The organism is Sphingomonas faeni, from assembly GCF_040407565.1.
Taxonomy (GTDB): Bacteria; Pseudomonadota; Alphaproteobacteria; order Sphingomonadales; family Sphingomonadaceae; genus Sphingomonas; species Sphingomonas faeni_F.
On sequence record NZ_JAPZPR010000002.1, the window covers coordinates 146,855 to 173,397 of the forward strand.

The following is a 26,543-nucleotide window of genomic DNA, read 5'->3' on the forward strand; positions in this document are numbered from 1 at the left end:
CCGCCCGCGCGGTGCCCATCGTGTGTCCGCGCGCGCGGAACCCGTCGTCTGTCAGTCGTCGAGATAGAGTTCGGTGAGCTTCCAGCCGGCCTTGCCACGCGCGAACACCAGATCGCCGAAGCGGTAGGTGTTTGCCGGCTGCGGCGCATCGCGCTTCGCTACCGGCGTCGCCGCCAGGATCTCGCGGTGGCTGCGCCCGGCGGCATCGACCCCGTCGGGCAGCGTCAGAATCTTCGCCACCGCCGCCGGCACGCGCGCGGCCGCGAGCTTGAGGGCGGGGGAGTCGTCGAGACTACTCCGCTGGAGGACGACCGGCGCGCTCATCGACCGGAGCGCGGCGGCGTCGCCGGCAAGCGCGGCGCGGCGGAACCGCGGCCAGAAATCCTGCAGCGTTGCGGCGGAAGCAGCCGGTTGACCGGTCGCCCCGCTCTCCTCGACAGTCGTCGTCATATTTCCCGCGACATTCTCGGCCGGGGCCGACTCCGCACCGCAACCCGCCAACACCAGCATGAACGCAACTACCATAAGACTGTCTCTCATCGATCGTTCGGCCAGCGCATCGCCTTGACCTTGTATTGGCTGAGCGGAAAGCTGGACTCGCGGACGCGATTGCCCTGGTTTCCGCCGAGCAGCGTGATGTGGGTCGCGGTCTGGCTGATGAAGAACGCCACGTGGTTTCCCGACGACGATCCGGTGCGGCCGTCGGCGCCTTTCGGTTCGCGGTGCAGATGCACGATACAGCCGTAGCGGGGCGTTTCGAGGCCGCGCCCCCATGTCCCGAAGTCCTTGGCCCGCGCGCTGTTGTTGCCGCGCAGCCCCGCCTCGCGCAGGCACCAGTTCACGAACGAGGCACACCATGCCACCTCGTCCTCCTTGGCGGCCAGCCCGGTGGCTGCGTGATATTCGATGATACGGCGATTATGCTGGCCGCCCTTGATCTCCGAAACCCCCTTTTCGGCGATCGCGATCCGCATCCACGGCGCACCGATATCCGTACCCGCAGGCTGTTCCAACGGCGCAATCCGCCGCGGCGGCGGCGGCGCTCGCAGCGCGGCGGCCTTCTGGGCGGCGGGTTTCTGGGCGGCGGGTTTCGGGGCGGGCTGGACAGGCTTGGCAGCGCCGGCATTCAGGCGACGTATCGACGGGATCGGCACGGCGCGCGTCGGTTGCACGGCGGATTGAACGGGGGGGGGCACCGGGGTCGCGGACGGCGCGATCGTCCGGCCTGCACCGAGCGCGGTCCAGGTGTTGCGACCGACGACGCCGTCGACATCCAGGCTGTTGCGGGTCTGATAGTCCCGGACCGCCTGTTCGGTCCGCATGCCGAAGACTCCGTCCAGATCAAGCGAAGGCTTGGTCTTTCCGGTCGTGTTCAACAGATGCTGCAAGGTCTGGACCTGTTGGCCCCGGCATCCACGATCGATTTCCGTCAGGCGCATTGTAATGCTCCCTCAATAAGGTGAAAACTCGTAACCGCCTCGCCTAATTCATGCAATCGGAAGTATAACTGTAACACCGTATCAACCACATAGCCCTTCAACTCAGGTCTTGAGGCATATTTTCGGCGATCGCCGGGCGCTCTTCCACGGGGTCGGCCAGCGCGGCTTCGGCGTCGGTGGTGATGAAGCTATAGCGGAACTCGCCGGCATCGACGTCGATCGCGATGGCGGCGACCTCGTCGCCCCGCATGCGCCGTTCGAGCAGTTCCACTGACATCGCCGGCAGCATCGTGTTGGTGAGGATCGCGTCGATCATACGCCCGCCGGACGCGATCTCGGTGCACCGCTCGACGATGTGATCGACGACCGCTGGCGCGATCGTCACCGCGATACCATGGTTGTCTGCGATCCGCCGCTCGATCCGTGCAAGCTGCAGCCGAACGATCCCGGCGAGCACCGTCTTGCTCAGCGGATAATAGGGCAGCACCTGCAGCCGGCCGAGCAAGGCGGGCGGGAACACCTTGAGCAACTCGGGACGGATGGCACTGGCCAGCCCCTCGGGCTCGGGCGCCATTTCCTCGTCCTCGCTGAGCGACGTGATCAGGTCGGTGCCGACGTTGGACGTCAGCAGGATCACGGTGTTCCGGAAATCGATGTGGCGCCCTTCGGCGTCGTTCATGAACCCCTTGTCGAACACCTGGAAGAACATCTCGTGGACGTCGGGATGCGCCTTCTCGACTTCGTCCAGCAGCACGACGCTGTACGGTCGCCGCCGCACCGCCTCGGTCAGGACACCGCCCTGGCCATAGCCGACATACCCTGCCGGCGCGCCCTTCAGCGTCGAGACGGTATGCGCCTCCTGGAACTCGCTCATGTTGATGACGATCATCGAATCGTCGCCCGAATATATCAGCTCGGCCAGCGCGTGCGCGGTCTCGGTCTTGCCGACACCCGACGGACCGCAGAGCATGAACACGCCGACCGGCTTGCCGGGATTGTCGAGCTTCGCGCGGCTCGTCTGGATACGCTTGGCGATCGCCGCCATCGCGTGATCCTGCCCGATCACCCGCGCCTTCAGCGCATCGCCGATCGCGAGCACGCTGGCGATCTCGTCCTTCACCATCCGCCCCACCGGGATACCCGTCCAGTCGCCGACCACCGCGGCGACCGCATCCGCGTCGACCACGCCGAACACCATCGGTGCATCGCCCGCGTGTTCGCGCGCCGTCGCGAGGGCCGCGTCCAGCGCCGCACCGTCGCCACCGTCGCGTGCCGCGCGCACGGCATCGAGTGCGTCCTTCTCCCGCGCCCATCGCGCCTCGACCGCCTCGACCGCAGCGCGAGCGGCTGCGATCGCCTCGTCCAGCGCCGGCAGGGCATCATCGTGACGATAACGTCCTTCGGTTTCCCGCGTGACGATGCCACGCTCGACCTCGAGCAGTTCGAGGCGCCGCCGCTGGTCCTCGACCGGCGCGGGCGTCGCGTTCTGCGATACCGCGACGCGCGCGGCGGCGGTGTCGATCAGGCTGACGGCCTTGTCGGGCAGCTGCCGCGCCGGGACATAGCGCTGCGACAGCGTCACCGCCGCCGCGACCGCATCGTCGAGGATGACGACATCGTGATGCGCTTCCATCGCCGGCACCACCGACCGCAGCATCGCGATCGCGACCGGTGCTTCCGGCTCGGCGACGTCGACCGTCTGGAACCGGCGGGTGAGCGCCGGGTCCTTCTCGAAATACTGGCGATATTCGGCGTAGGTCGTCGCCGCGATCGTGCGCAACCGCCCCCGTGCGAGCGCCGGCTTCAACAGGTTTGCGGCATCGCCCGTCCCGGCCTGCCCGCCCGCGCCGATCAGCGTATGCGCTTCGTCGATGAACAGGATCACCGGTGTCGCCGCACCCTCGACTTCGTCGATCACCTGGCGCAAGCGCTTCTCGAACTCGCCCTTCACGCCCGCGCCCGCCTGCATCAGCGTGACGTCGAGCGCGCGGACGACGACATTGCGCAACGCCGGCGGCACGTCGCCATCGACGATCCGCTTGGCGAACCCCTCGACCACCGCGGTCTTGCCGACCCCCGCCTCCCCGACCAGGATCGGGTTGTTCTGGCGACGGCGCAGCAGCACGTCGACCAGCTGCCGGATTTCAGCGTCGCGCCCGACGATCGAGTCGATCTCACCAGACCGTGCCCGCGCGGTAAGATCGACCGAATACCGCTCCAGCGCCTCGCCGGACGAGGGCGGCACGGTTCCGGCGGCCTGTAGCGGCTCGACCGGATCGACCCCGGCGTCGCTGGAGCCACCGACGATCGCGGCAAACTCGGTGCCGAGTCGTTCGAGCTGGATCTTGCGCCATTCGCCACTGGTCGCGAACAGCGCGTTGCGCAACGTCGGCGTCCGCAGCATCCCGTACAGCAGGTGGCCGGTCCGCACCTTGGCCGCACCGAACTGGAGCGAGGCGTACAGCCACCCCTTCTCGATCGCCTCCTCGACCTGTGGCGCGAAGTCGGAGATCGCCGAGGCACCGCGCGGCAACAGGTCGAGCGTACCGACCACGTCGCGCGCCAGCCGCGCCTCGTCGAGCCCGAAGCTTTGCCGGATCGCCGCGACGTCGCCCTGCGGATCCTGCAAGAGCAAATGGATCCAGTGAACCAGCTCGACATAGGGATTGCCGCGCATCCGGGCGAACCCGGTCGCGGACTCGATCGACGTCAACGCGGCGGCGTCGAGCCGCCCGAACAATGATGCACGGCTGATTTCGGTCATGGGGCCCCTGTTTCTGCACGGTGTGCTGGCATAATCATGAATCTATGGTCGACCGATCAGGCGTCGCATGGCTGCGATACTGGTCGCACCCCCATCCCAGGCCTTGGTCGACAGAACGTCGTCGATCAGCAGCGTGTTATCCCTGCGGTTCCATTCCACCACCAACGGCACGCTGGTTTTGGCCTCTCGCGAATAGCCGCGGAACACGATCCCGAAACGGACCGGCGCGCTCGTTACGATGCCGACAGCCAACGGCCCGCCGCATGTTTCGGCTTCGTAATTGCCATAACCCAGCGTCGGGATCAGTTCGACGTCACCGCCCTGTTGGATGGCGATGAAGCAGCCCGCGGCGATGGCATCCGGCATGTCGCCGTGGCCGGTCAGGACGGTTGCCACCTGCCGCGCACCATCGACCACGCGGAACGACTGGGTCTTGGATATTTCGACGTCCGTCATGTTCTGACGTCGTGCCTCGGCAAGGGTCGCTGCGACCGCGGTACCATCCGCCTGCCCGGCAAGCTTCAAAGCGTGTTGGGCAGGCGGAACCGCAGGTGCCGATACCGAAGCTTTGGTCGTCCCGACAGCGTTGCTAGTGGCTACGCTCGGCTCCGCACCGCATGCCGCTATTGCGCAAGCGAGTATCGACATCACGGATCCGCGCAAGGCGAACGCCCTAGCCGGCATGGGAGCGTCGTTGGCAGTCTGCGCGCATCTTTCCATCACCCAATAGCTCTGACGTTCGCCTGATCACCGACCCCGAGGGTGCGTCACTGCACCGCGCTTCGCATCGCGGCGATCGTCTGCGCGCCGGACTGCGAGGCCTTGCTGGAGCCAGCTGCATCGATCGAAAGCGCGCCGTTGGAGCGCGACCAATTCAAGACGATAGGCTCGCTGACCGTGGCATTGGGCGAAAACGCACCGAACACCGCGCCGATGCGAACCACGTCGCCGGACGACGACAGGACACCGACCGCTGTCGGCTTGTCGCACGATTCGGCTTCATACTCGCCCTGGCCGATCGTCGGGACCAGCGAGACCTTCCTGTCCTGCACGATCGCGGCGAAGCATCCGGGGGTGCCGTTCGCGAGACTTGCCTCGCCGGTGACGATCGAGGCGACCCGCTGTCCGTCCACCGACAGTCCGAACGACTGCGCCGACGTGATCTGGACCTTCGTCATCTGCTCACCCGCTGCCGCCGTCTTGGTCTGCGCGATGGCTTCCGCGTCGGCGCTACCGGACACGGCGACCTTTCCGGCCGATGCGGGGGCAGCAGGCGGCGTCATTGGCTCGGGCGCGACCGTCTCGCTGGGCTCAGCCGCAGGCGTGGCGACGGCGGCGGTCGAATTGCCGGACGCCGTGCCAGCCTCGGGAGAGCAGGCCAGCACCAGCGATGCCGCGCCGAGCAACAGCCATTTGGGATCGAATGTCATCTCATTTTCCTCAAGCGTATTTCAGGTAGTTGCTGCGCATCTTGTCGTCGTACGCGAATTTTTTGTAGGCGGGACCGTTGTAGATCCTGGCGAACGTCGACCAGTTCCGCGCCCGCAGCGCCGACAGCAAGGTGCGGTTTGCAAGAACGAACGCGACGAACGCTTCCGCCTGCGCAAGGATGCCGCTCTTCATCGCCGCCACGAAGGCCTCGACCGTCGCGTGGCCTGCCTGGACGTGGTTCTCGCCCAGGATCTGGAACGCGCCCCAGCTCGCCGACTTCAGTGCCGCGCTGCTGTTGAGCTTCATTGCGCGCTCCAGCTTGGGATATTGCTCGGAGAACCTCCCGTATCCGCCACCGACGGGGTTGGAGAGATCCGGATGCGTGGCATCGTACCGGCCGCCGGTGTGCTTGCTGAACTTGTGGCGCTCGTACAGAATTGTCGGGCGGCCATCCCCATCGAACGCGCCGCGGATCGCGACCTCGGTTTCGACCACGGCCTTGATCGCCGCGGTCTCGCACTGGAGCCGGGCGGCCATGTCGACATAGGTCGCCTCGCTGAGCCCACCCGGCCCGGTCCCTGTGGGCGCTGCCGCTGGAGCAGTCCGGGACGGCGCCGCGGCTGGCGCTGGCGCGCGCGTGGGCTGGCGCGGCACCGGGCGGGCCGGGGTCGTGTTGCCACGGTGATCGCGGCCCAGACGGTTCAGCGTCGGCCCGTTCGGATCGACGACCCCGTCCGGCCTGCTGAGGCGCAGCGACTGAGTCTGGTAGCGAGCGATCGCATCGGCGGTGCGGGGACCGAAGACGCCATCGACCCGCAACGGCGTCGCGCCCGAGTATCCCGACCGGTTCAGCAACATCTGAACGGTCCGCACGTCGGCGGCACGGTTAGGTCGCTGCGGACCAACTGGAGCCACTATCGCCATATCAAACCTTTCTCATCATCGCGTCCGTCGTCGGACGGGCGCTGGTTGATCGTCTGAGGTGCGCATCCCTGCGCACAGCATCGTCGCCGGCCTGGCCGATCCAGCCGGTCCAGCCGAGCCGGGTCGAGCCATCGAGCCGCGCGGGCCGGGCATGCTTGCCCGCCACCTCGAGCGCGACGTCCCATTCGAGGTGACTGGGTGCGAACGCATCCAGCGCCTCGGACAAAATGCGAAACCGCGGCCCGGAGGGCAACAGGGCTTCGTAGTCGGCGCGGGATCGCGCGCGAATGACGACACGGAACGCATCCGACGCGACCTTCGCACGGCCGCCGAGCATCACTTCGTTGCCGAGCCCGGAAAATGATCGCCCGAGCCGGGTCTGGTCCTCGGCCTCGATCGAACGCCAGCGCGACTGGTATTCGAGAATTTTCACCGACTGCCCGAGCAAATGGGTCATCGCATCCTCGATGCCGCCAGCGCTGCGACGCGACGCGAACAGCGCGGCGTAGTGGACGCGCGCCTGTCCGGGAAAGCTGCTCGTCGCCGACACGCCTTCGGTGGCACCGGTAAGCTTCGCGACATGATCGGCAAAGCGGTCGTCGTCGAGCCGGTCGGCCTGCGCCACCGGTTGCGAGTCCGCCCAGGCACGGAAGAAGAACTGGAGCATCCGTCCCGACAGCAGATCGAGCCAGCGGCCGAACGGGCGTTTCTTCGCATAACGGCGCTCGAACACAGCGAACTCGGTCATGTGCGACGGCAGCGGCCCCATCGGCCCGGTCAGTCCGAACCAGAACCCGCCGATCCGCGCACGGCCGTTGCGCACCTCCACCTCTTCCAGTGTTGAATCTGGAAAGGCGAGCGTCGGCACTTGGACCAGGTCGGCGATATTCTGATCCGGCCGGCGTGCGAGCCCGACACGCGGCAGGCCGGGCGCGCGTGCCTCCGCGCCCCGCACGATCGGGAACAATCCGAACCGCTTCCGCGACGCTGCCGCGCCTGCGAGAAAGTTCAGATGGTGTGACGGCGGCCGATCCGCAGCGGCCATCGCTGAAACTCCCCTTCGTTAGCGCTGGAAAAATGCGTTTCGGTGAACGCGTTGATGCTCGCGAATTCGGCCAGGAACCGTTCGAGAACCGCCGAAAACAGGAACATCCGCCCCTTGTCGAACGCGGCATCGTCGAGCGTGACGTGGATACGGTGGCCCCGCGCGATTGCCATCCGGTCCATCCCCGGCACGCGCCGTGCGACGCGGGTCGAGCGGATCGCCGACACCCCGTCGACCTGGCGGCGCGAAGCCGCGTCATCCTGCCGACCATACAGCGCCAGATGATCGCGCAGCACCTGCGGATCGTCGTGATCCTCCGGCGCCAGCGTCATGTAGTTGGTGGTCAGGTGACCGATCACCCGCCACGCCGCGTCGCCCATTCCCATTGGCGGCTGCGGCTTGGTAGGCGCCCGGAGCACGCTGACCGCGCGCGCCGGAACGCCCGACACGGTGAAGTGCTGCTCGCCGCGGAACTGCAGCAGTTCGGGCAGTTCGCGGTTGGTCACAAGCGCCTTGACCGCGAGTTCGTCGATCTCGTCGAGCCGCGTCGCATCGCCGGGGGCGGTGAGGCTGATCCACGTCTCGGTCCCGGTGTATTCCCCGCGCCGCCGCAACCGCCGCTCGCGGGTCGATAACCGCCGCGATCGAAGCTGCGTGGTGTAGAAGAGCGCCTTGCTCCAGTCGTACAACAGCGCGCCATAGGCATAGAGCGGCGCGACCGTCCGTGCGTCGGTGTTGTTCGCCGAATAGGCCTGGACGTCGAGCAGACGGAACACCTCGAAATCGAGCGGGCGGGCACGATCGGGAATGACATGATGCTCGTGCTCGAACTGCGACACGCGCACCCGCCCGAGCTGCTTCTCGAAGAGATTGATCGCCGGCGTCGCGAACAGCCGCAGGTTCGCCGGCTCCAGCGCATTGTGCAGCACCGACGCCGAGCGATTAAACAGGAGAACGACGTCGCACGCCTGCGGACTGTCGCGAAACGCCCGCGCCAGGTCAGGCAGGTCGACGAACAGGAAGCGCTCCGGGCAGGCGAAATATTCGCTGAGCAGGCGATACCCGCGAAACGACCGCAGCTCCGCCGGCAGCAACGCCTGATCGTCGTCGAACCCGACCTGCTTGGGCAGAGGGAGCTTCTTCCAGCCTTCCGCTCCCGCCGCCGCATCCGCCGACCGCGCGATCACGGCTAGCGTCTCGCCGATCATCTGACGGTAGAGTTCGGCGGGCAACGCCTCAGACCCGGCGAGATAGATCGGCAGCGATTCCGGCAATATCTGGGGTAGCGCAGCGCCGCCGGTCGCCTCGAACCGGATGCGCAGCCCGGCTTCGGCGCGGACGTTGGCGGCGCTCGCGAACGGCGCCACAGCGGCACGACTGGCAAGATATTCGACCTGCGTGATTTTGATCGGCCACAGCGTGACGTCGTGCCCGGTACGGAATTCGACCGGCACGCTTTCCTGCTCGGTCGCAACGGCGATCAGCGGGGTGGAGCGCGGGACTTTGTGCCCCTTGATCAGGATCGGATCGCCGTCCTTCGGCTCGAACCCGACGACGCACATCGACGGGGTCGGCGCGAGGTAATGCGGCTGGACCGCGTGGAGCAGATGCTGGGTGAATTCGGGATATTGATCCGCGATCTTCAGCTGTACGCGCGCGCCGAGATAGGCGACGCCTTCCAGCAGGCGCTCGACATAGGGATCGGGATCGGTCGGGGTCTTGAGGCCGAGCCGCCCCGCCACCGCCTCATGCTCCTCGCCGAACGCCCGCGCATCCTCGCGCAGATAGGCGAGTTCGTCATTGTAGAAGCGCAGCAGGCGCGGATCGATCCCGGAACTCATGACCGCCCTATTCGCGCACGTTGACGGTGGCGGTCTCGGCCTCGATCTCGGTACGGAACTTGACGGGCATGGTCTGCGCCGCGGCGGTGATGTCGCCCTGGATCAGGAACGTCAGCGCATGAGGATCATCGTCATCCTCGATCGGATCGACAGTCAGTCCCTCACGCGACAACCGCGGCTCGAACAGCCGCACCGCGCGTCGGATCTCCCGCGCGCGCGCCAATACCGCGCGACGGTTCAGTGTTTGCCCGGCGAGATCGGTCAGACCGTAGTTCAGAACCGAATCGCGTACCTGCGGATAGGGTTCGAGGTCGACCAGCGATTCGAGGTTCGTGGTGTTGAACAGCCACGCCAGATCGCGGCGGATGGTCGCGCGCAACGCGGTCTCGTTGAACCGTTCGAGGCGAGGCACCGAGTAATAGCGGAATTTCTCGCGACTGATCTCCGGCGCCTCTTCACTCATGTCGCGCATGCCCGAAATCTCGAGATCCGCGACGAGCTTGTCATAGATGGTGGGTGTGAGGCGCTGCGTGACGGCCATCGGTCAGCCCTAGCCGAACCGCAAGGCGCGGACGCTGAGCAATCCGTGATCCTCGCCATCCGATGTCGCCAACAGCCGCTGTCCGGCACCATTACCGTCGTCATGCCAGGACGTTGTGCGCGCCATCGCCTCGGCTGGGTCCGCAGAGATACCGGGATAACGCGCCGGCAACAGCGCAGCGATGCGCGGTCCTGCCTTCAGCGTGATCTCGACGGGATACCAGACCAGATCGCGCAGGTCGCGCGGTCCCTCGCTCGTGAGTTCGCCGATCGCATCGAACGGCAACAGCCCGTAGCGTCCGTTGATAATTGCCTCGATCGTCGGTCCAAACCGGGGATCCGCGTCGGCGATCCAGTCGAAGGGTTTGCCGTCGATCGCGCCGGGCATGTCGGGTGCTGCATCGAACGCCGACTGCCGCAACGCTTCCGCGTCGTCGTCGCGGCCGGTTGCGGCGGCCTCGATCGCCTCTGCTATCGGCGCTGCCCAATCCGATCCGCCGTGGATTTCGGCACGCGTGCTTCCAGCGAATACGGCCTCGCGCTGCTGCTCCGCGTCGATCGCCTGGCCGTAAACCACCGCCAGCATCTGCGCTTCCGGCGACAGCTGCGCGAGCGTCGTCAGCTGTACCTTGGCCTTGGCCCATTCGCCGGCCAGCGCAAGCAACTGGAATAGGAAAAGCCGGGTCGGTACGTCGCCCGGGGTCCGGCGAACGACCTCGACGAGCGCGCGCCGCGCGCCGTCGAGATCGCCCGAACGGAGTAGATCGTCCGCCTGTTGCATGTCGTGCTCCTACGGACGATCGACGTGGTTTAACCCGCTTCGTTCTGGCGGATGTCGTAATAGGCGGTGACGATACCGCCATCCTTGCTGCCGTTCGAATTCTGCGCCTGATAGTCGAAGGTCACCTTCGCGCAGTTGAACGTCACCGACTCCATGATCGCATCACCGCCCGATGCACCGTTGTTATGGATATCGGAGACGATGATGTCTTCCAGCTTGATCTTGTAATAGGTCAACGGGCCGGAACCATCGCCCGCCTTCTGCGAATAGATGATGGCTTCCTTGATGTGCTTGCCCGAAGCGCAGGCCTTGAAGAGCAGCGGCGAGGACTTGTCGACTTCCTTCTGGATGCGGATGTCGGAAATCTCGGCCTTGCCCGAACCACCGCCGGCGCCGCCGGTGTGGAACGAGCCGTGCTGAACCGCACCGAAGTCGAACGAGATGATGTCGATCTCGCCCTGGTGGTTCTTCTTGCTCGATTCGCCTTGAATGCTCTCGATTTTAAGAAACAGATCGACTGCCATGAGGTTCTCCTGTCAACGATGATTGAAAGATCGACGTCAAATCAACCGGACGTCTTCGGTAGACGTGAAACCATGCTCAGCGCCACGTCCATGCCTTCCAGCTGGTAGTGCGGCACGAACATGAACTTGCCCTTGTAGTATCCTGGGTTCTCCTCATCCGGGATCACCTCGATCTTGGCCTGCTTCAACGGCAGGCGGGCCTTGGTTTCCTCGTTCGATGTCGTCGGCGAACCGTCGACATATTGGAGGACCCAATTGTTGAGATCGCGCTCGAGCTGTTCCGACTCTCGCGAGCCACCCACCCAGTCGCGGACCATGCATTTGAGGTAATGTGCAAAGCGGCAGCTCGCGAAGATGTAGGGCAGCCGCGCCGACAGATTGGCGTTCGCGGTGGCCTCCTTCTTGTCGTAGCTCGCCGGGCGATGCACCGTCTGCGCACCGATGAAGGTCGCCTGATCGGTGTTCTTGCGGTGAACCAGCGCCATCAGACCGGCCGTCGACAGCTCCGCTTCGCGACGATCGCTGATCGCGATTTCGGTCGGGCACTTGAGATCGATGCCACCTTCGTCGGTCGGGAAGGTGGCGGTCGGCAGTTCCTGGACGGTACCACCCGATTCGACACCGCGGATCCGCGTCGTCCAGCCATAGGTATTGAACGCCTCGGTGATCCGCGTGCCCATCGCATAGGCCGCATTGAGCCACAGATGCCGGTCATGCTCGCCGCCGGTATCCTCCTCGAAATCGAACTCGTCGACCGGCTCGGTCTTCGCGCCATAGAGCGGCCGTCCGAGGAACCGCGGCAGCGCCAGCGCCAGGTACCGGCTATCCTCGGACTGCCGGAACGAGCGCCATGCCGCATAGTCGGTCGCGTCGAACAGCTTGCCGAGATCGCGCGGATTGGACAATTCCGTCCAGCTGTCCATGCCGAGCAGGGTTGGCCCAGCCGCGGCGATGAACGGCGCGTGGCTCGCCGCGCCGATACGCGACAGGCCGCGCATGACTTCGAGATCGGGCGCGCTGTGATCGAAGTAGAAATCGCAGACGAACGCACCGTAAGGCTGGCCGCCAAGCTGGCCGAACTCGGACTCGTACACCTTCTTGAACAACGGGCTCTGGTCCCATGCCGCATCACGGTACTGGCGGAACATCCTGCGACATTCCTCCTTCGACATGTTCATCACGCGGATCTTCATGTCTTTACCGGTCGACGTGTTCATGACGAGATAGTTCAGGCCGCGCCACGCTGCTTCGAGCTGCTGGAATTCCGGCTGATGAATGATCTGGTTGATCTGCTCGGTCAGCTTCCGGTCGATCGCCGCGCGCATCGCGTCGACCGTCGCGAAGACGTCGCCGCCGATGATCTTGGCATCGCCAAGCGCCTGTTGCGCGAGCGTCTGCACCGCCTGTTCGATCCGCGTCTTGCGCTCGTCGTTGGCGGGCCGGAACTCCTTCTGGAGCAACGCCTGGAAATCGTTGAGCTCGGCCGTCTCGGTGGCGGTAGCATTGTCGTCGGTTTGCTTGAGCGCGTCTTGCGCCATGGAACTGCTCCAATCCGTTATAGGGGATGAGGCCCGCGCCGGGCCACCGACGGTCTCAGTCGCGCTGCTCGCTCGTCGGCTCGTCGACCGCAGGCTTGCGCGCCGCGGAGAGTGCCTGGAGCAAGGCCGGATCCTGCAACACCTTGTCGAGCAGGTCCTGCGCGCCGTGCTTGCCATCCATGTAGGACAACAGATCTTCGAGTTGCGTCCGCGCCTCGAGCAACTTTGCGAGCGGCTCGATCTTGCGCGCGATCTCGCCCGGCGAGAAGTCGTTCATCGAGTTAAAGGTCATGTCGACCGCGATCTTGCCTTCGCCAGCCAGCGTGTTGTCGACCGCAAACGCGACGCGCGGTGCGACCGCTTCCATCCGCTGGTCGAAATTGTCCATGTCGATATCGATGAACTCGCGCGCTTCGGCGGCCTTCTTGTCCTTCAGGCTCTTGCCGGACAGGTCCGAGATGACGCCCATCACGAACGGAAGCTCGACCTTCTGGCGTGCGCCATAGGTTTCGACTTCATATTCGATGTGAACGCGGGGCTTCCGATTTTCGCGAATGAACCGCTGACCGCTCTTGATCGCCATGTGCTTAGTCCCTGTTTTCCAGCTTCTGCGAGCCCGCGTATTAAATGCGCAAGCGTAACAATTGCTCCACGCGCGGCTTTACATAAAATCACTCGATGAGCCTTGGCTCGACCCGCTTTCGTCGACGCGAGCGCGCAAGACCGCCGTTGCCTCGGCAACGCTCCCGGGCGCGATGTCCGCGAGGATCGAGACAAAATCCATTGTTATCCAACCCTTGATCCGCCCGAGCGCGACCGGGATCGGACTGGATGGCTCGACCCGGCCATAATAGTCGATGACGGAATCGAGCGCCCGAGCGACGTCTTCGCGCGATTGAATTCGTCCAGGCGCCGTCGTCGATGCGCGAGGCATGCCGCCAGGTTCCGGATCCGATCCCGGAGAATCCGGCTCGGCGCCCTGCCTGACGAACGGCGTCAGCGCATGAACGATGCCTTCGATGGCTTCATAGGTCGGGCGAAAATTGGTGCCGGTCTGGCCGGCATGCTCGGCCTGCTCCGACAGCACGGCGTCCGCTCGCTGCAGCGCCGCCTCGATCCGGCGAAAGCGATCGGTGACGTCCGCGACCTGTTCCACCGGGGTGTCGGCGAGAGCGGCGCGAAACTGGCCATAGCCTTCGGCAGCGGCCCCCTCGTTAAGATAGCGCTCGAAATCGACGCCGGTGTAGCTGCCGAGGCGCGGATGCTCGACAAGGGGAATGCGGCGCAAGGGTGCCAGGAACTCGCCGATGCGGACCAGCGATTCGCACGCGCCCTTCCGGCCCTCGACGCCGTATTCTTCCAGCGTCGGGTGCGCCATCTCCCAGAAATCCTCGAACAGGCCCGCAAGCAACTGCATCGCCGCCTCGACGATGGCGAGATCGCCCGATCGAGCACCTGCACGCGCCAGATACACCGCGAGCCACACGTCCCGCGTCTGGTGTGCCTGCGCCTCGATCATCGCGATCGTGCGATCCCATTCGACATCGTCCGGCGCACCCTCGAACGCCTGCTCGATCGCCTGACGACCAGGGTCGTACGACAGATCCGGGCCAGCGGGGGCTTCCGGTGAGACCGGTGTCAGGAGGGCGGTGACATCCATAGTATTATCCCGGCATCCGCCTCAGGATATAAGCTCGGCTTCGACGCGACGATTGATCGGATCGCTCTTGGCGTGGCCCGACAGGGGCGCACTGGCGCCGTAACCGCGAACTTCCAGCCGCTTGCCGTCGACACCCAGGATGACGAGATAATCGGCGACGGCCTTGGCCCGCGCCGCCGACAGCGGCACGTTGATGCCCGGGCCGCCACGCAGATCGGTGTGCCCCTCGATGAGGAACCGCTTGCCGGACAGTTCCGGCATCATCAGCGACCGTGCGAAGATCTGCGCCGCGCGTGTCCCTTCGGCGGTCAACTGGGCGGAATTACGCTCAAAACCGATCATCAGGTCCGCGCGCGGACGACCTGTCCCGGCAGTCGCCGCCGCCGCGACCGACGTCGTTGCGACATAGGCCGGTCGTCGCTGGGACTGACCGTAATGACGCTGCGTCGGGGTCGACTGACGGACCATCGCGCGGGGCTGCGGCTGATTCGATGCAGCGCTCGAGCCCGTCGTCGTCGCCGGCCTCGCTAGTCGAAAGCCCTTGGTATTGGGGGCGTTTCGCGTCGAAACCGGCTGATCGTCGCTCGTGCCGCATTTCCCGGCAAACGTGCAAAGATAGCCTTCGACACTGGGCTTCGCGGCAGGGGTCGCCTGCTGCGCATAGCCGGTGGTGGCGAACCCCAGGATCGCCACTGGAAGAGTCAGCATCCGCATCGACATGTCCTACTCCCGTGCATGCACTCGGTGCTGCTCTCTATTATGTCGAGGCTGCGCCCGAAACAACCCTTATGACAACAATACAGCCTTAACTAGATACTTACCTCGGAGTTAACCTGAATTTGGAATGTCTTAGGCGTGTCACAAGACCGATCCGAACCGACGATTGCTGTGCCGGAATTCCAAAATAACACCGCGTACGAACGGCCCATTGTAGGATTGCATCGACGCCGGTAGGTTGCGAATCTTCGCGCGGCAGTAGCGCGACCGGCTGGAGTGCTTGGTGACAGACACGACGCAGCGCCTGACGCAGATGGCGATCGACGTTGGCGACGAACAGGTCGTCCTCGAACGAATTCGAAGCACCGAACGGATCGGCATGCCGTTCGCGCTGCAGGCCGACATCATTTCGCCGCTCGAGATCGACCTGCAACCGCACCTCGGCAAACCCGCGTCGCTGAGCGTGCTGGAGGATGGCGAATTGCTGCGCCACTTCCACGGGCTGGTCACCGCGGGCGAATATATCAAGGAGACGCAGGCGGGGCACCATTACCGGCTCTCGATCCGCCCATGGACCTTCTATCTCGACCAGAACCGCCAGATGGCGATCTATCAGGACAAGACCGTCGTCCAGATCGTCAAGCAGGTCATCGACGATGCCGGGATACCGGACGTCGATTACACGCGGCTGATCCAGCAGCGCGTGCCGCGCGCCTACACGGTGCAATATCGGGAAAGCGACTTCGCCTTCGTCTCGCGATTGCTCGAGGAAGAGGGCATCTATTATTTCTTCCGGCATGAAGCCGATCGCCACGTGATGGTGTTGTGCGAGGGACCTGCCTCGCACCAGCCCGGTCGGCCCACGCAACTGAAATACAATGCGAACAGCGTGTCGGTCTTCACCGCGGATTCGAAATCACGGTTCGGCTCGCAGGGCGATTACCTGCAGACCTGGGTCGAGCGCGTCGCCTCGACCGCCGAGGCGCGCGTCACGGTCCGCGATTTCGATTTCGAATCGCCCGATCAGCCGCTTTCGGCGGAAGCGGCGGGCGAAGGCTCTCATCCGCGCGACGACCGCGAGATCTTCGTCTATCCCGGCCGCTACACGCGGGAGAAGACCGGTCGCGGCGACCAGGAACGGACCGGACGCGAACGCGGCCAGGCACTGCTCGACGCCCAGCGCGCCGATCGCCGGACGTTCACCGGCACGTCGCAGTCCGCCGGCCTGACGACCGGTTACCGCGTCGATGTCGCGGACCATCCCGCGGCACGGATGAACGCGTCCTACCTGATCACCGGCGCGGAGCATTCGATCGCGTCGGAAAGCTATCGGTCGGGCAAGCAGGACGACGAGGATTCGTTCAACGTCAAATTCGAGGCGATCCCCGCCGAGACGGTGTTCCGCCCCCGCCCCGCCACGCCGCGACCGCGCGTACAGGGGCTGGAATCGGCGATCGTCACCGGACCGCCCGGCGAGACGATCTACACCGACGAATATGGCCGGGTGAAGGTCCGGTTCCATTGGGATCGCGCGGACACGCCCGGCGAGCGTTCGACGTGCTGGATTCGCGTGTCGCAGACCGGCGGCCTGGGCAATGTCATCCTGCCGCGCGTCGGGCACGAGGTGCTGGTCGATTTCCTCGACGGCGATCCCGATCGGCCGCTGATCGTCGGACGGGTCTTCAACAAGGCGCACATGCCGACCTACGCCCTGCCCGCGAACAAGACCCGCGCGGTATGGCGGACGCTGACCTATGGCAATTCGGGCAGCTACCCCGAAACCGAAGCGCTCGACAGCGGCGGCAACCGAACCTCGAACGAGATCCGGTTCGAGGACCAGGGCGGGCAGGAGGAGCTGTTCATCCACGCCGAGCGCGACATGAACAGCCGCGTGCGCTTCGACGAAAGCCGCCACGTCGGCCACAACCAGCAACGCCGGATCGGGTTGGATCGCTCGACCAACGTCGGACGCGACGACGCCAAGACGATCGGGCGCAATCGATCGAGCCATGTCGTCGGCAAGGACGATCTGCTGGTCAACGGCCCCCTGTCGATCGAATCGAAGACGTCAATCAATCTCAGGGTCGGCAATTCGATCGTCGTGATCGGCCCGAATGGCATCACCATCCAGTCGCCGCATGTCGCCATCCAGGCGGGCACCGAAGCGATCGTCAATTCGGGTGGCCAGACCCGGATCAACGGCGCGGGCAGCCTGCTGCTCAACGGTGGCACGACGCAGATCAACCCCAATGGCCTGGGCGCCGGCACCTTCGGTTCCAGCATGACGCTCGGCCCGGCCGCAGGCGAAGGCTGACGATGGGCGAGGCATGGACGGCGGTACGTCTGACCGAGGCGCGTCAGGTCGCCGCGTTGATGGGCGTCGATGTCGATGATCGCCCATCCGCCGGGACCGCAATCCGCGACCATTACGACGCGTTGCGCGCGGGCAACCGGCGGTCGGCGGCCCTGGCGTATCTCGGCCATGCGCTGCCGCGGCTGGAGGCGATCGCCTGGGCCGCGCGGATCGTTGCGGACAACGCCGGCGATCCGCCGCCGCCGCCCCGCATACGCCACGCTCTGGACGTCGCGGTGCGCTGGTTGGAGCAACCGGGCGACGCGCATCGTCGCGCCGCGGGCGATGCGGCGGAGGCGATCTCCCGCCCGGTCGCCGAACGATTGCTGGCCTCGGCTATATTCTATTCGGGCGGGTCGATCGCACCTCCGGCGGCGTCGCCGGTGATGCCGCCGGACCATGTCGCGGCCCGCTATGCGGTGGGTGCGATCAGCGACGCGACGCACCGTTCGGCCGATCCCGTCGCTGCGCTGGAAACCGCGCTGGTGCTCGGTGAGCGGATCGCCGAGCGTGGACTGGCGGCGCTGGACCGATGACGCTGACCCTTGCCATCGAAGGCGCGCGACACCTCGACAATGGATCACCCGCCGAACTCGTGCTCAATCGCCGCGGTGCGATCGTCGGGCGTGCGAGCACCTGCGACTGGGCGCTGCCCGATCCGACCCGCTACATCTCGTCGCGTCATTTCGAGGTGCGGTTCGAGGCCGACCACTATCTGATCACCGATTGCAGCACCAACGGCACGATCCTGGCAGCGACCGGCGAGCGGCTCGCGTCGCCGCACCGCGTGGTCGATGGCGATCGCTTCCAGGTCGGCAGCTACGTCATCGCCGCCCGTCTGAGCGGCAGCGATGCGCGCGCCGATCCCCTGGCGGCGGCGCCCCCGGCATGGCGCGGCTGGGATACCGACCCGGCCTCGACCGGCGAGGCACAAGGCGCAGGAACGCCAACCGTTTCGGACGGCTGGGGCGCGCCACCGCCGCAAGCGCCAGGTACCAGAGCGTCGACCGGGGCGTCGGCGGGATGGCAGCCGCAGGTCGGCCCGACGCTTGCGCGGCGCGAGGGCCACCAGGTCGCCGCCGGCTGGGAATCGCGGCCATCCCCACCATCCGCCGCACCCGCCGTACGCAGCAGTGGCTGGCAGCCCGATACGGCGGCGGCACTGCCGCAGGTCGCGTCGGTGTGGGACGAGGCGATCCCGACGCCTCCACCCGCGTCCGCCTGGTCGAGCGCCGCACCCGCGCACGCCGCACCGGTGTCGCCCGACGACCTGTGGGGTCGAATCGCCGAGGGGAATGTCGTCGACTGGGCGCGCGGCGGGTTCGGCCAGCCGGTGGAGGCACCGCGCGATCCGCTCGGCCTGTCGCCGCCGCCTGGCAGCGCCGCGCTCCCGCAATGGGCCCCGGCATCGCCAGCCGAACCCGTGCCCCCCCCGCCCGTCCCCCCGCGTACCCCGTCTGCGCCGCCGTCTGCACCGCCGCCGCCGCCTGCTACTCCGCCCGGAGCAGTAGACGGCTTTGCCCGCGCGGCCGGCATCGCGCCGGAGCTTGCCGGTGGCGATCACGGCGTTGCGCGCGCGGGCAGTCTGTTTCGCCGTCTCGTCGCAGGCCTCGTGGTGATGGTCGAGGCGCGCGCACGCGCCAAGGCGCAGCTTGGCGCGGATGCAACGGCGTTCAGTCCCGAGGGTCATAACCCGCTGAAGTTCGCCCGGACGCCGGACGAGGCGATGGCGATGCTGCTCGGTCCGCAGCAGCCCGGATTCATGCCCGCCGAGCAAGCGATCGAGGACGCATTCCTGGACCTGCAGGCGCATCAGGTGGCGACGTTGCGCGCGATGCAGGGCGCGCTGCGGACCACGCTGGAACGGTTTTCGCCGACCGCGATCCGCGCACGGGCGAACGCCGGCGGCGTGATCGAACGGATTTTGCCCGCCGCGCGCGATGCGGCCTTGTGGCAAGCCTATGAGCGCGAGTTCGGAGGGGTCGCACAAGGCTCGGACGAGGCCTTCCTCGACATGTTCGCCAAGGAATTCCGCCAAGCCTACAACGAACAATCGCGCGCGACCCGCCGTCAAACTCCCGATTAGGACGACGTGGGAGCGGCCAATTCGCCTGATACTGCAACCGCCGGATTGTCGGAAGCCCAGGGCGACCGCGTTACCGACGATAGGTTTCGGTCCTTGCCGACAATGTCCACTCAGGAGCGACGTCGGCTCGATCGGGGCGGCCGATCATCGCGGTCTACAGGTCCGACCTTACAAGACTATGTTCGAGAGCGTTGTGACCGAAAGGATCGATGGTGGCGGCTTCGTTCCACGGCGGCCAGCCTGCAAAGGTCGTCGCCAGATTGGCGCCGGTCAAACGCGTGATAGCTTCGCTACTTCGGTCCAGATAAAATCGGTGCGCGATTTTCGTACAACGCATCGTGTCCATTCGCGATGCTAGACCTCTATCGGGCGCAACCGGAAATATGAGATTGCTGACGGATTGGTAGCAACGCGAACGGTACGGGAATGCAGCGATCCCAACGCACGATGGGCGTGGTTGGTGGAGCGTTTCAACGCAATGGGATGCGACGCCAACTGCATGTTCTAAACATCGGGATCTCGTAAAATTATTGCCAGCATGCCTCAACCTAGTTGGCATCTCGCCTTGTGCCAAATCTTTCAAATGACCAAGGGAGCGAGAGAGGGTTGCTAATACCGTTGCGATGGCGCTGTGATAAACGTTGAATCTAGGGAATTTACCACGATGTAATCAATGTATTTCGAGCAATGAAGCTATGTGATCGTCATACTGAGCGACTATCTTTAAATGGAGCTGCTTGTAGTGGTTCGTTGCATAGGCTTGCTCGAGGGTGTCCGACATTCTCCTATCCCAGTTTACGCCTCCCCGTATCAGGCTCGCCGGCTGACCGTTCAAGATGGAGTTCGAATTGAATATCCCGGACACGATCGACATCTGGCCGACGATGCTGTCACTTCCAACTGCAGCACCTGGGCGGATCCTGACATCACGCCCTAGCCAAACATGGTCGCCAACGGTTGTTCTGGACTGCGCGCTTTTTCGGTCGCCCGAAAGCCGATCGTACGTGGTACATGGTCCAGATGAACCGATCGCTATGCGTGCTGCAAACATGCAATGGTCCCCAACGATTATCGTCCCGCCATTATCCCGGATTTGAAATTCGCCAGAACCGATCGTTGTCATACCGCCAATGTAGATTATGTTGTTGCTGCCATTTATATTGATCAGTACTTGGGCAAGGTTCGCATTTTGACCTATAAAGATTGTGTTATTATCTCCCGATATGGTAATTCCGCCAAATTTCCTTACCCTTGCCCGATACCCGACAAAAATTGAGTTATCGGCCCCTTCCATTCTGGATTGGTCAAATATTGTAGTGACAAGCTCATCATTTACGTCACTAGTTAGCAGCGTAAACGCATTATGCGCATGAATACGATACGCGGAAAGCGGTTCGAACATGCGAGACCCGGATATTTCCAAGAGCCGTTCGAAATGGATTGCGTGTGCAAGGCATGATTGTAACGCTGGATTTGTCAAATAACCGCTTTCTCAATACCTGCTGGCGAAGATCCATAGATATTATCAACCAGGTCGAGCGACCAAACTATGTCATGCTCTATAGCTTGAGCGGGAACCCCACTATATAATGTGAAACTGCTCAGCTGTCCGTTGACCACTGAGCCTTCTTCAATTATCGAACCATCACCAATAGATGACCCCTTATTGATTCTTGAACCTGCTCCGACATATACGTCGCGACCTATGATGACATCTCTTTCGATGTTTCTGCGCCGGCCTGTTTCTTGGTCATAGATACCATGTCCGTCGGAGTTGGCGATTATGCATCGCTCCGCGAGTACGGTACCTCGACCGACCTCGACCAGCCCCCCGTCGCCAATCACGCGTATCAAACTCGTCGGCATCATCTGAACGTCGTTATCCAGGACGGCGATACATCCGGAGCCGAGCAAATGTATTGTCGCGTTTTTCATCGAGACATTCCTGCCGAGAAATATCGCGTTTCCGCTACCGGAAAAGCGGATGACGCCCCCGAACACACAGCCGTCCTCGGAAAATATGTAATTCCTGCCGCCTGATACGTGCCAGTTTCCCGCAGCAGATTCGGTTACCCCGGATGCGCAGTGAACAAGCGTTTGTTGATCACACGCGGTTGACGTCAAATTCTGGTCGAGCTCGATGCGGGTCCGCGACTTTGCGAATTCAACTATGGAATTCAGCTCGCTAAGAAGATTCCGATTCAAAAGCTACCCCCCGCCGATCTTTATCGTGCTCATCGTTGAGATGGCTATATAGATGGCACTACCATAACCATTAGCGCTAGACGCTTATTTTATCCGGCCGCGATGAAAAGACGAACGAAATTATACGGTATTTATAAAACCACGGACTATACAAGACGTTACGGATAGTGCTCATTGCCGCATCGCTACCTTCACTGACATAAATCAGTATGCACTATTTACTATCGATATCGCTTTTGGTGAGGGGCAGTTTCCCAAATCGGCACCGGTACCGGGTAGGCGTGCCAAGCCTCGCCTCCATCAGTATGCGCGCCTGGGAACGTTGGGGGCTGATACACGACCTTATCAAGCGTTGGTTCTGCAACGATCGTCGATCGTGTCCGCCTCCGATTTGCCCAGCGGCTTTCTTGCGAATTGAGAGCGATGTTCGGTTTGGGTGGCCCAAGACCGGCTGCATTTTTCGCAATATTGTTGACGGCGTGCCCAGCGCGTAGATCAGACGCTGTCCGTCGACATCCGCCCACAGCAAAACCCAACTCAGGACGTCGCTGGGCGCGCAAGTCCCAATTTTGCCGAGGATTTCTTGTAATCAATGAGTAGTGGGCGGAGCGGGAGTCCGTTCATTGGAAGCCCCGTTTTACTGGTAAAACGCATTAATCTTGAAGCGAACTTTCGTCGACACCCATTACACTACCCCCAGAGCTGCGGATCATCGACCTCCGCCGGCGGGAACTCGTTCGGCGAGCCAAGCCTCGATCTCCGCGTCAACTCCCAACAAAATTGGTGCTAAACCGCTTGGCAAACTTCCTATAAACTTCGACCCAATTCTGTCCGTTCGGGCCGTTCCATCCGCATTCCATCTCCAGACGCTCGTTCACTCGGATTGAGCAGGATCGTCATCGAGCGTAGCGACCCCCATCAGGGGATGCATTACGAAGGTCCAGCCGTCGCCGCCGACAATCATAAGGCGCAGCGACTGGCGGTCTGCGGTGCCAAGCAGTGATGCCGCTCCGGACGAAGCAGGCAGCGTGACTGTCCTGCCATCCTGAAGAATGCCGGTTGCCCAGCCACGCCGGCCATTGCGGATCTCGTTGGCAAGGCGCTCCAGGGCCGTCTCCAGCGCGGTGCGCGCACGGGTTCCTGTAACCCATGCGTAGCCACCTAGCGCCAATTCCGGCGGTGGTACCAAGGGCTGGCTGGGGACGGACGACGGCTGTTTGACCACACGACGGGATTTTTCTTTCACGTGGTCGAGAGGACGCACACCCTCCATACTCATCATGCGTGCAAACTCATCCATCGCTGTTCCCTCAGTGGCAGCGCTCGGAGCGCATGGGTTCTACCACTGGTTCCTAAAATAATGGATTGATAGCCTAGGCACTGAAACTGCGGATGAAATGCTCGCAGTCGCACGAAGCCGGGAGACCAACCGGACAAGCCGCCTTCCAAGGGCGCATCTGCGGTGACCCAGTTGCGGACGTTCACGCCCCTACTGGTGGCACCGTGCCGCAGGCTATGTCCGTATAAGTACTGTCCGAAAATTCGGCTTTATTTCAACCAACAGCATAACCCAGCCCTTTAATCGGAAGTTGATCACGCAGGAATTGCAAGGGTTGGTCCCTATGCATCTTTCTTACGCTATTCCAGATCACCCGTGGCGCGACACCGAAGCCGACGCGGCGGTTCGCGTGGGTATGACCGTCGTTGAACGAGGAAGCGGTGTTGGTAAACTAGGAACGGTTCGCAGCAACTTCGCTGAAGGACACCTAGTGAGCGAAGATGATATTCAATACGATAAGGGATTCATTGGTTCCAACTTGACCCTGTTGGGTCACGGGGTGACTATTCGAAAGCTTGCATCTAATCGGAAGCTTTCCCACCAGGGGGTTACTTTAGTTGGTGACGGGTTTCGCCTTACTCCTGAAAAAAGGCTGTCAATCTTAGCTCAAGAATTGCAAAGTTCGAAGCTAGTTAAGCCATACATAATTGGACGCGACTTGGTTCGCAGACGCGAGGAGCGCTACGTCATTGATGCTTACGGCTATCCCGAGAAAAAGCTGCGCATTGAGCATCCAGTGATATACAACACCCTGAAGGAACTCGTGAAACCGGACCGGGATCAAAATAACCGTGCGACTTACCGAGATCGATGGTGGATATACGCCGAACCGCGCGGCGATATGCGCGCCGCTTTGGACGGCCTTGATCGGTACATAGTAACCTGCAGAACTGCGAAGCACCGTTTGTTTGCGTTCGAGCCAATCGCTACAATTCCGGATGCGAAAGTTGTCGCAATAGCATTGTCGAGCGCAGCGCACTTGGGTGTCTTGTCTAGCCGGCCTCACCGGTTGTGGGCAGAGCTAACTGGTGCGCGGCTCGGGGTCGGAAACGATTCCAATTATAATCATTCGGATTGCTTCGGGCAGTTTCCTTTTCCCGTCGATCTCAGCGATCAGAACCATAGCGGCATAGCCGAGGCTGCCGAGGCACTTGATACATTGCGGAAAGAAGTCATGTCAAAGCATGACGATTTGACGCTAACTAAGATGTACAATGTCTTAGCGGTTCTCGAGAGCGTTGAGCAGTTAGGCGGCTCACTAAATGAACATGACCGTGATGTAGCCATGCGAGGCTGCATTCCGATGATGCGCGATTATCACCGTAGGATCGATGCAATGGTGTCGGACGCTTATGGCTGGTCTGCTGATCTTTCCGATAGTAAAGTTCGTGAACTTTTGGTCGCGCTAAATAAGCAGCGAGCGCAGGAGGAGGCGCGCGGCAAAATCCATTGGCTGCGGTCTGATCTTCAGGCTCCCGGTTACCGTGCCCCAGCCGAACAGCCAAGGCTTACTATGCCGGAAGTGCAAAAGTCTGCTGACATTATACCTTGGCCCTCGGCTCTGCCTGAACAGGTGGCGGCTGTTGCTCAAGTCGTGGAACGCGCTGGGCGTCCTATCGCGGCGAACGATGTTGCCCGTGCATTCCGCGGCAAAAATGCGAAAGGGATAAGCCCGGTTTTAGAAGCTTTGGCTGGCATGGGTAGACTGCGCAAGTTGGGTGACGGCCGGTTCGCGGCGTAGGAGCTCGGACGAGCCTATCTGGACCAAGGCAATCTCGGCGTCAGCGCTCTGCCTTCGCAGCAGCGTTGACGACCGCCCGCGCCGCCGTATCTTCGATCGCCTCGGCCATAGCCTCCCAAGTAGAAGCGGAACGCTCGTGCATCTCGCGGCGGTTCGCGAGGGTGGTTTTCGCAGCAGCTTCGCGCTGGGCGGCTGCGTTCGCGCGGTAGGTTTCGGCGGGGGTCATTTTATCTATTCAGGATCGGTGCAGTGGCCGACGAATGGACAGATACGTGGCCATCCCCTTTGCCGCTGACGTTGCTGTCGGCAAGTGAAGAGCGCCTCGGTACGGCTAAGCTTCGCGTCCGCCCTTAACCAGAACGCCAGCGTTCGGAACGCAGTAGGGCGTCCCGTCACCGGAACGCCCCTTCTAAATGCAAACTTATGGGAGGCGCCGGTTACGCCATCGTCACCTTACTGCGCGTCGAGGTATGTCCGCCCGACCGATACAGCACATCGGCGGCGTCTTCTGCGCTAATGCCGGCTGCGCTCGTGTCGACCGAGACGAACACGCCGCCTTCGTTGATCCGGCCCTCATAGTAGCTGGCATCGACGCGACTGACACCGTGATCGGTCATTACCTTTTCTAGACCACCAACAGCACCGCCGATCGCCGCGCCAGTGACTGCCGCAGCTGGGATAGCAGCGGATGCGATAGCTCCAGCTGCGACGAGAGGACCGACGCCGGGGATTGCGAGGGCCGCGATACCGAGCAGCGTCCCGATACCAGCGCCAGCCGCGACCTTGCCGACGAACTCCTGGGTGTCGCCGTTGCCGTCCATTGTTGTGTTCTTGCCGTCGTGCTGGGCGACGACTGAGATTGCACTGTCATTGACGCCGGCAGCGCGAAGCTCCGATACGGCGCGCTCAGCTTCGGCGTGATTATCGAAAACGGCGGATACCAAGTTCGTACTCATGATGATTCCTGTCGCTGGTTCAGGTTGCAGATGCCCGTAAAAGCAGTGCCGACAGGTGATCGTTCCGGATATTGAGGGTTACCACTCCGGTAACCGCGAATAGACCAACAGGATCAGGCTTCGTTCGTCGAGATCGGCTTGCGTGCGGACAACTGAACTGGCTTGCCGATGACAGGGCGACCAGATGGCCACCGTCGTGCAATGCACCGCGCCTTCGCAACTCGCGCTATTGTGACTGCATCGCCTTGGTTGCCACCAACGACATGGTACGCGGCAGCATCCTCACCAACGTAGAAGCCGACATGACCACCTCCCGGACGCTCGAACACCAGCACCGCACCCGGCGCCAGCCGTTCGGCGCGAAGTGCCTGTCCCCATGTCGACCAAGACGTCGCTCGCACGGCGAGCGCAACTGGCTCGACGCCATCTTCCTGCAGGCAATAGGCAACAAATACGCCGCACCATGGTACGCTGTCGGCATTGTAAATCACGCCCAGAACCTTCGTGCCGAGCCGCTTTGCCCAGCCGAGAATGGTCGCGCTGTTTTTTGATCCGGCAGCCTCCTTGGTGCCCAACTTCGCCCTAGCCGCCTTTAGCCATTTCGGATCTGTCGTCACGCCACTCACCTTCAATACCCATTCACGCTGGATCGCCTGCGG

Annotated in this window: 25 protein-coding genes; 4 read left to right on the forward strand and 21 right to left on the reverse strand. The window is 63.2% G+C overall.

Going from position 1 to position 26,543, the window contains the following annotated elements; genetic code table 11:
• Positions 1-51: 51 nt before the first annotated feature.
• From O6Y00_RS05060 to O6Y00_RS05130, 15 genes are all read right to left on the reverse strand, one after another.
• A complete protein-coding gene (locus tag O6Y00_RS05060; RefSeq protein WP_353441514.1) occupies positions 52-525 on the reverse strand; it encodes a hypothetical protein in 474 nt (157 codons plus the stop codon).
• A gap of 11 nt (positions 526-536) precedes the next feature.
• Positions 537-1,439, reverse strand: a complete 903-nt coding sequence (locus tag O6Y00_RS05065) for a TIGR02594 family protein (protein WP_353441515.1) — start codon at positions 1,437-1,439, stop codon at positions 537-539.
• Between the two features lie 97 nt (positions 1,440-1,536).
• The gene (gene tssH / locus O6Y00_RS05070) at positions 1,537-4,203 is read right to left on the reverse strand and encodes a type VI secretion system ATPase TssH (protein WP_353441516.1); all 2,667 of its coding nucleotides are present in this window, start codon (positions 4,201-4,203) and stop codon (positions 1,537-1,539) included.
• Between the two features lie 42 nt (positions 4,204-4,245).
• The gene (locus tag O6Y00_RS05075; RefSeq protein WP_353441517.1) at positions 4,246-4,659 is read right to left on the reverse strand and encodes a hypothetical protein; all 414 of its coding nucleotides are present in this window, start codon (positions 4,657-4,659) and stop codon (positions 4,246-4,248) included.
• A 311-nt stretch (positions 4,660-4,970) separates the two neighbouring features.
• Positions 4,971-5,633 (reverse strand): hypothetical protein, encoded by a 663-nt coding sequence (locus tag O6Y00_RS05080; RefSeq protein WP_353441518.1) that lies wholly within the window; start codon positions 5,631-5,633, stop codon positions 4,971-4,973.
• Positions 5,634-5,643: 10 nt separating this feature from the next.
• Positions 5,644-6,507: an N-acetylmuramidase family protein gene (locus tag O6Y00_RS05085; RefSeq protein ID WP_353441519.1), complete on the reverse strand. Its 864-nt coding sequence runs from the start codon at positions 6,505-6,507 to the stop codon at positions 5,644-5,646.
• A gap of 52 nt (positions 6,508-6,559) precedes the next feature.
• Positions 6,560-7,603 (reverse strand): type VI secretion system baseplate subunit TssG, encoded by a 1,044-nt coding sequence (gene tssG, locus O6Y00_RS05090; protein WP_353441520.1) that lies wholly within the window; start codon positions 7,601-7,603, stop codon positions 6,560-6,562.
• Entirely contained in the window at positions 7,567-9,444 is a 1,878-nt protein-coding gene (tssF, locus tag O6Y00_RS05095) for a type VI secretion system baseplate subunit TssF (protein WP_353441521.1), read from the reverse strand. Before tssF ends, tssG begins: the two co-directional genes overlap by 37 nt.
• 7 nt (positions 9,445-9,451) lie before the next feature.
• Positions 9,452-9,985, reverse strand: coding sequence for a type VI secretion system baseplate subunit TssE (gene tssE, locus O6Y00_RS05100; protein ID WP_353441522.1), 534 nt, complete (start codon positions 9,983-9,985; stop codon positions 9,452-9,454).
• 9 nt (positions 9,986-9,994) lie between these two features.
• Positions 9,995-10,765 carry a type VI secretion system accessory protein TagJ gene (locus tag O6Y00_RS05105; protein WP_353441523.1) on the reverse strand — a complete coding sequence of 257 codons (771 nt, stop codon included), beginning with the start codon at positions 10,763-10,765 and terminating at the stop codon, positions 9,995-9,997.
• A 29-nt stretch (positions 10,766-10,794) separates the two neighbouring features.
• Positions 10,795-11,289, reverse strand: coding sequence for an Hcp family type VI secretion system effector (locus O6Y00_RS05110; RefSeq protein WP_353441524.1), 495 nt, complete (start codon positions 11,287-11,289; stop codon positions 10,795-10,797).
• Positions 11,290-11,330: 41 nt separating this feature from the next.
• The gene (tssC, locus tag O6Y00_RS05115; protein WP_353441525.1) at positions 11,331-12,827 is read right to left on the reverse strand and encodes a type VI secretion system contractile sheath large subunit; all 1,497 of its coding nucleotides are present in this window, start codon (positions 12,825-12,827) and stop codon (positions 11,331-11,333) included.
• A gap of 55 nt (positions 12,828-12,882) precedes the next feature.
• Positions 12,883-13,410 carry a type VI secretion system contractile sheath small subunit gene (gene tssB, locus O6Y00_RS05120; RefSeq protein ID WP_353441526.1) on the reverse strand — a complete coding sequence of 176 codons (528 nt, stop codon included), beginning with the start codon at positions 13,408-13,410 and terminating at the stop codon, positions 12,883-12,885.
• A gap of 78 nt (positions 13,411-13,488) precedes the next feature.
• Positions 13,489-14,487 carry an ImpA family type VI secretion system protein gene (locus O6Y00_RS05125; RefSeq protein ID WP_353441527.1) on the reverse strand — a complete coding sequence of 333 codons (999 nt, stop codon included), beginning with the start codon at positions 14,485-14,487 and terminating at the stop codon, positions 13,489-13,491.
• 21 nt (positions 14,488-14,508) lie between these two features.
• Entirely contained in the window at positions 14,509-15,207 is a 699-nt protein-coding gene (locus O6Y00_RS05130) for an OmpA family protein (RefSeq protein ID WP_353441528.1), read from the reverse strand.
• Positions 15,208-15,487: 280 nt separating this feature from the next.
• Between O6Y00_RS05130 and O6Y00_RS05135 the strand changes: the two genes are divergently transcribed.
• Genes O6Y00_RS05135 through tagH form a run of 3 tightly spaced genes read left to right on the forward strand, consistent with a single transcriptional unit; the run spans position 15,488 to position 19,643 of the window.
• Positions 15,488-17,518: a type VI secretion system Vgr family protein gene (locus tag O6Y00_RS05135; RefSeq protein ID WP_353441529.1), complete on the forward strand. Its 2,031-nt coding sequence runs from the start codon at positions 15,488-15,490 to the stop codon at positions 17,516-17,518.
• A 2-nt stretch (positions 17,519-17,520) separates the two neighbouring features.
• Positions 17,521-18,093 (forward strand): DUF6931 family protein, encoded by a 573-nt coding sequence (locus O6Y00_RS05140; RefSeq protein ID WP_353441530.1) that lies wholly within the window; start codon positions 17,521-17,523, stop codon positions 18,091-18,093.
• Positions 18,090-19,643, forward strand: coding sequence for a type VI secretion system-associated FHA domain protein TagH (gene tagH, locus O6Y00_RS05145; protein WP_353441531.1), 1,554 nt, complete (start codon positions 18,090-18,092; stop codon positions 19,641-19,643). Before O6Y00_RS05140 ends, tagH begins: the two co-directional genes overlap by 4 nt.
• Before the next feature lie 670 nt (positions 19,644-20,313).
• Here the strand turns inward: tagH and O6Y00_RS05150 are convergent.
• The 3 genes from O6Y00_RS05150 to O6Y00_RS05160 all read right to left on the reverse strand — a co-directional run bounded on the left by O6Y00_RS05150 (position 20,314) and on the right by O6Y00_RS05160 (position 23,148).
• A complete protein-coding gene (locus O6Y00_RS05150; RefSeq protein WP_353441532.1) occupies positions 20,314-21,045 on the reverse strand; it encodes a hypothetical protein in 732 nt (243 codons plus the stop codon).
• Positions 21,046-21,119: 74 nt separating this feature from the next.
• A complete protein-coding gene (locus O6Y00_RS05155; protein WP_353441533.1) occupies positions 21,120-21,578 on the reverse strand; it encodes an acyltransferase in 459 nt (152 codons plus the stop codon).
• A gap of 1,144 nt (positions 21,579-22,722) precedes the next feature.
• Complete coding sequence (locus O6Y00_RS05160) at positions 22,723-23,148, reverse strand: hypothetical protein (RefSeq protein WP_353441534.1); 426 nt, start codon at positions 23,146-23,148, stop codon at positions 22,723-22,725.
• 289 nt (positions 23,149-23,437) lie between these two features.
• On the opposite strand from O6Y00_RS05160, the gene O6Y00_RS05165 reads away from it, so the two are divergent.
• Positions 23,438-24,928: a hypothetical protein gene (locus O6Y00_RS05165; RefSeq protein ID WP_353441535.1), complete on the forward strand. Its 1,491-nt coding sequence runs from the start codon at positions 23,438-23,440 to the stop codon at positions 24,926-24,928.
• A 40-nt stretch (positions 24,929-24,968) separates the two neighbouring features.
• Here the strand turns inward: O6Y00_RS05165 and O6Y00_RS05170 are convergent, their stop codons facing one another.
• The 3 genes from O6Y00_RS05170 to O6Y00_RS05180 all read right to left on the reverse strand — a co-directional run bounded on the left by O6Y00_RS05170 (position 24,969) and on the right by O6Y00_RS05180 (position 26,501).
• Positions 24,969-25,154 (reverse strand): hypothetical protein, encoded by a 186-nt coding sequence (locus O6Y00_RS05170; protein WP_353441536.1) that lies wholly within the window; start codon positions 25,152-25,154, stop codon positions 24,969-24,971.
• Positions 25,155-25,365: 211 nt separating this feature from the next.
• Positions 25,366-25,884: a general stress protein gene (locus tag O6Y00_RS05175; protein ID WP_353441537.1), complete on the reverse strand. Its 519-nt coding sequence runs from the start codon at positions 25,882-25,884 to the stop codon at positions 25,366-25,368.
• Between the two features lie 113 nt (positions 25,885-25,997).
• The gene (locus tag O6Y00_RS05180; protein WP_353441538.1) at positions 25,998-26,501 is read right to left on the reverse strand and encodes a TIGR02594 family protein; all 504 of its coding nucleotides are present in this window, start codon (positions 26,499-26,501) and stop codon (positions 25,998-26,000) included.
• Positions 26,502-26,543 lie beyond the last annotated feature (42 nt).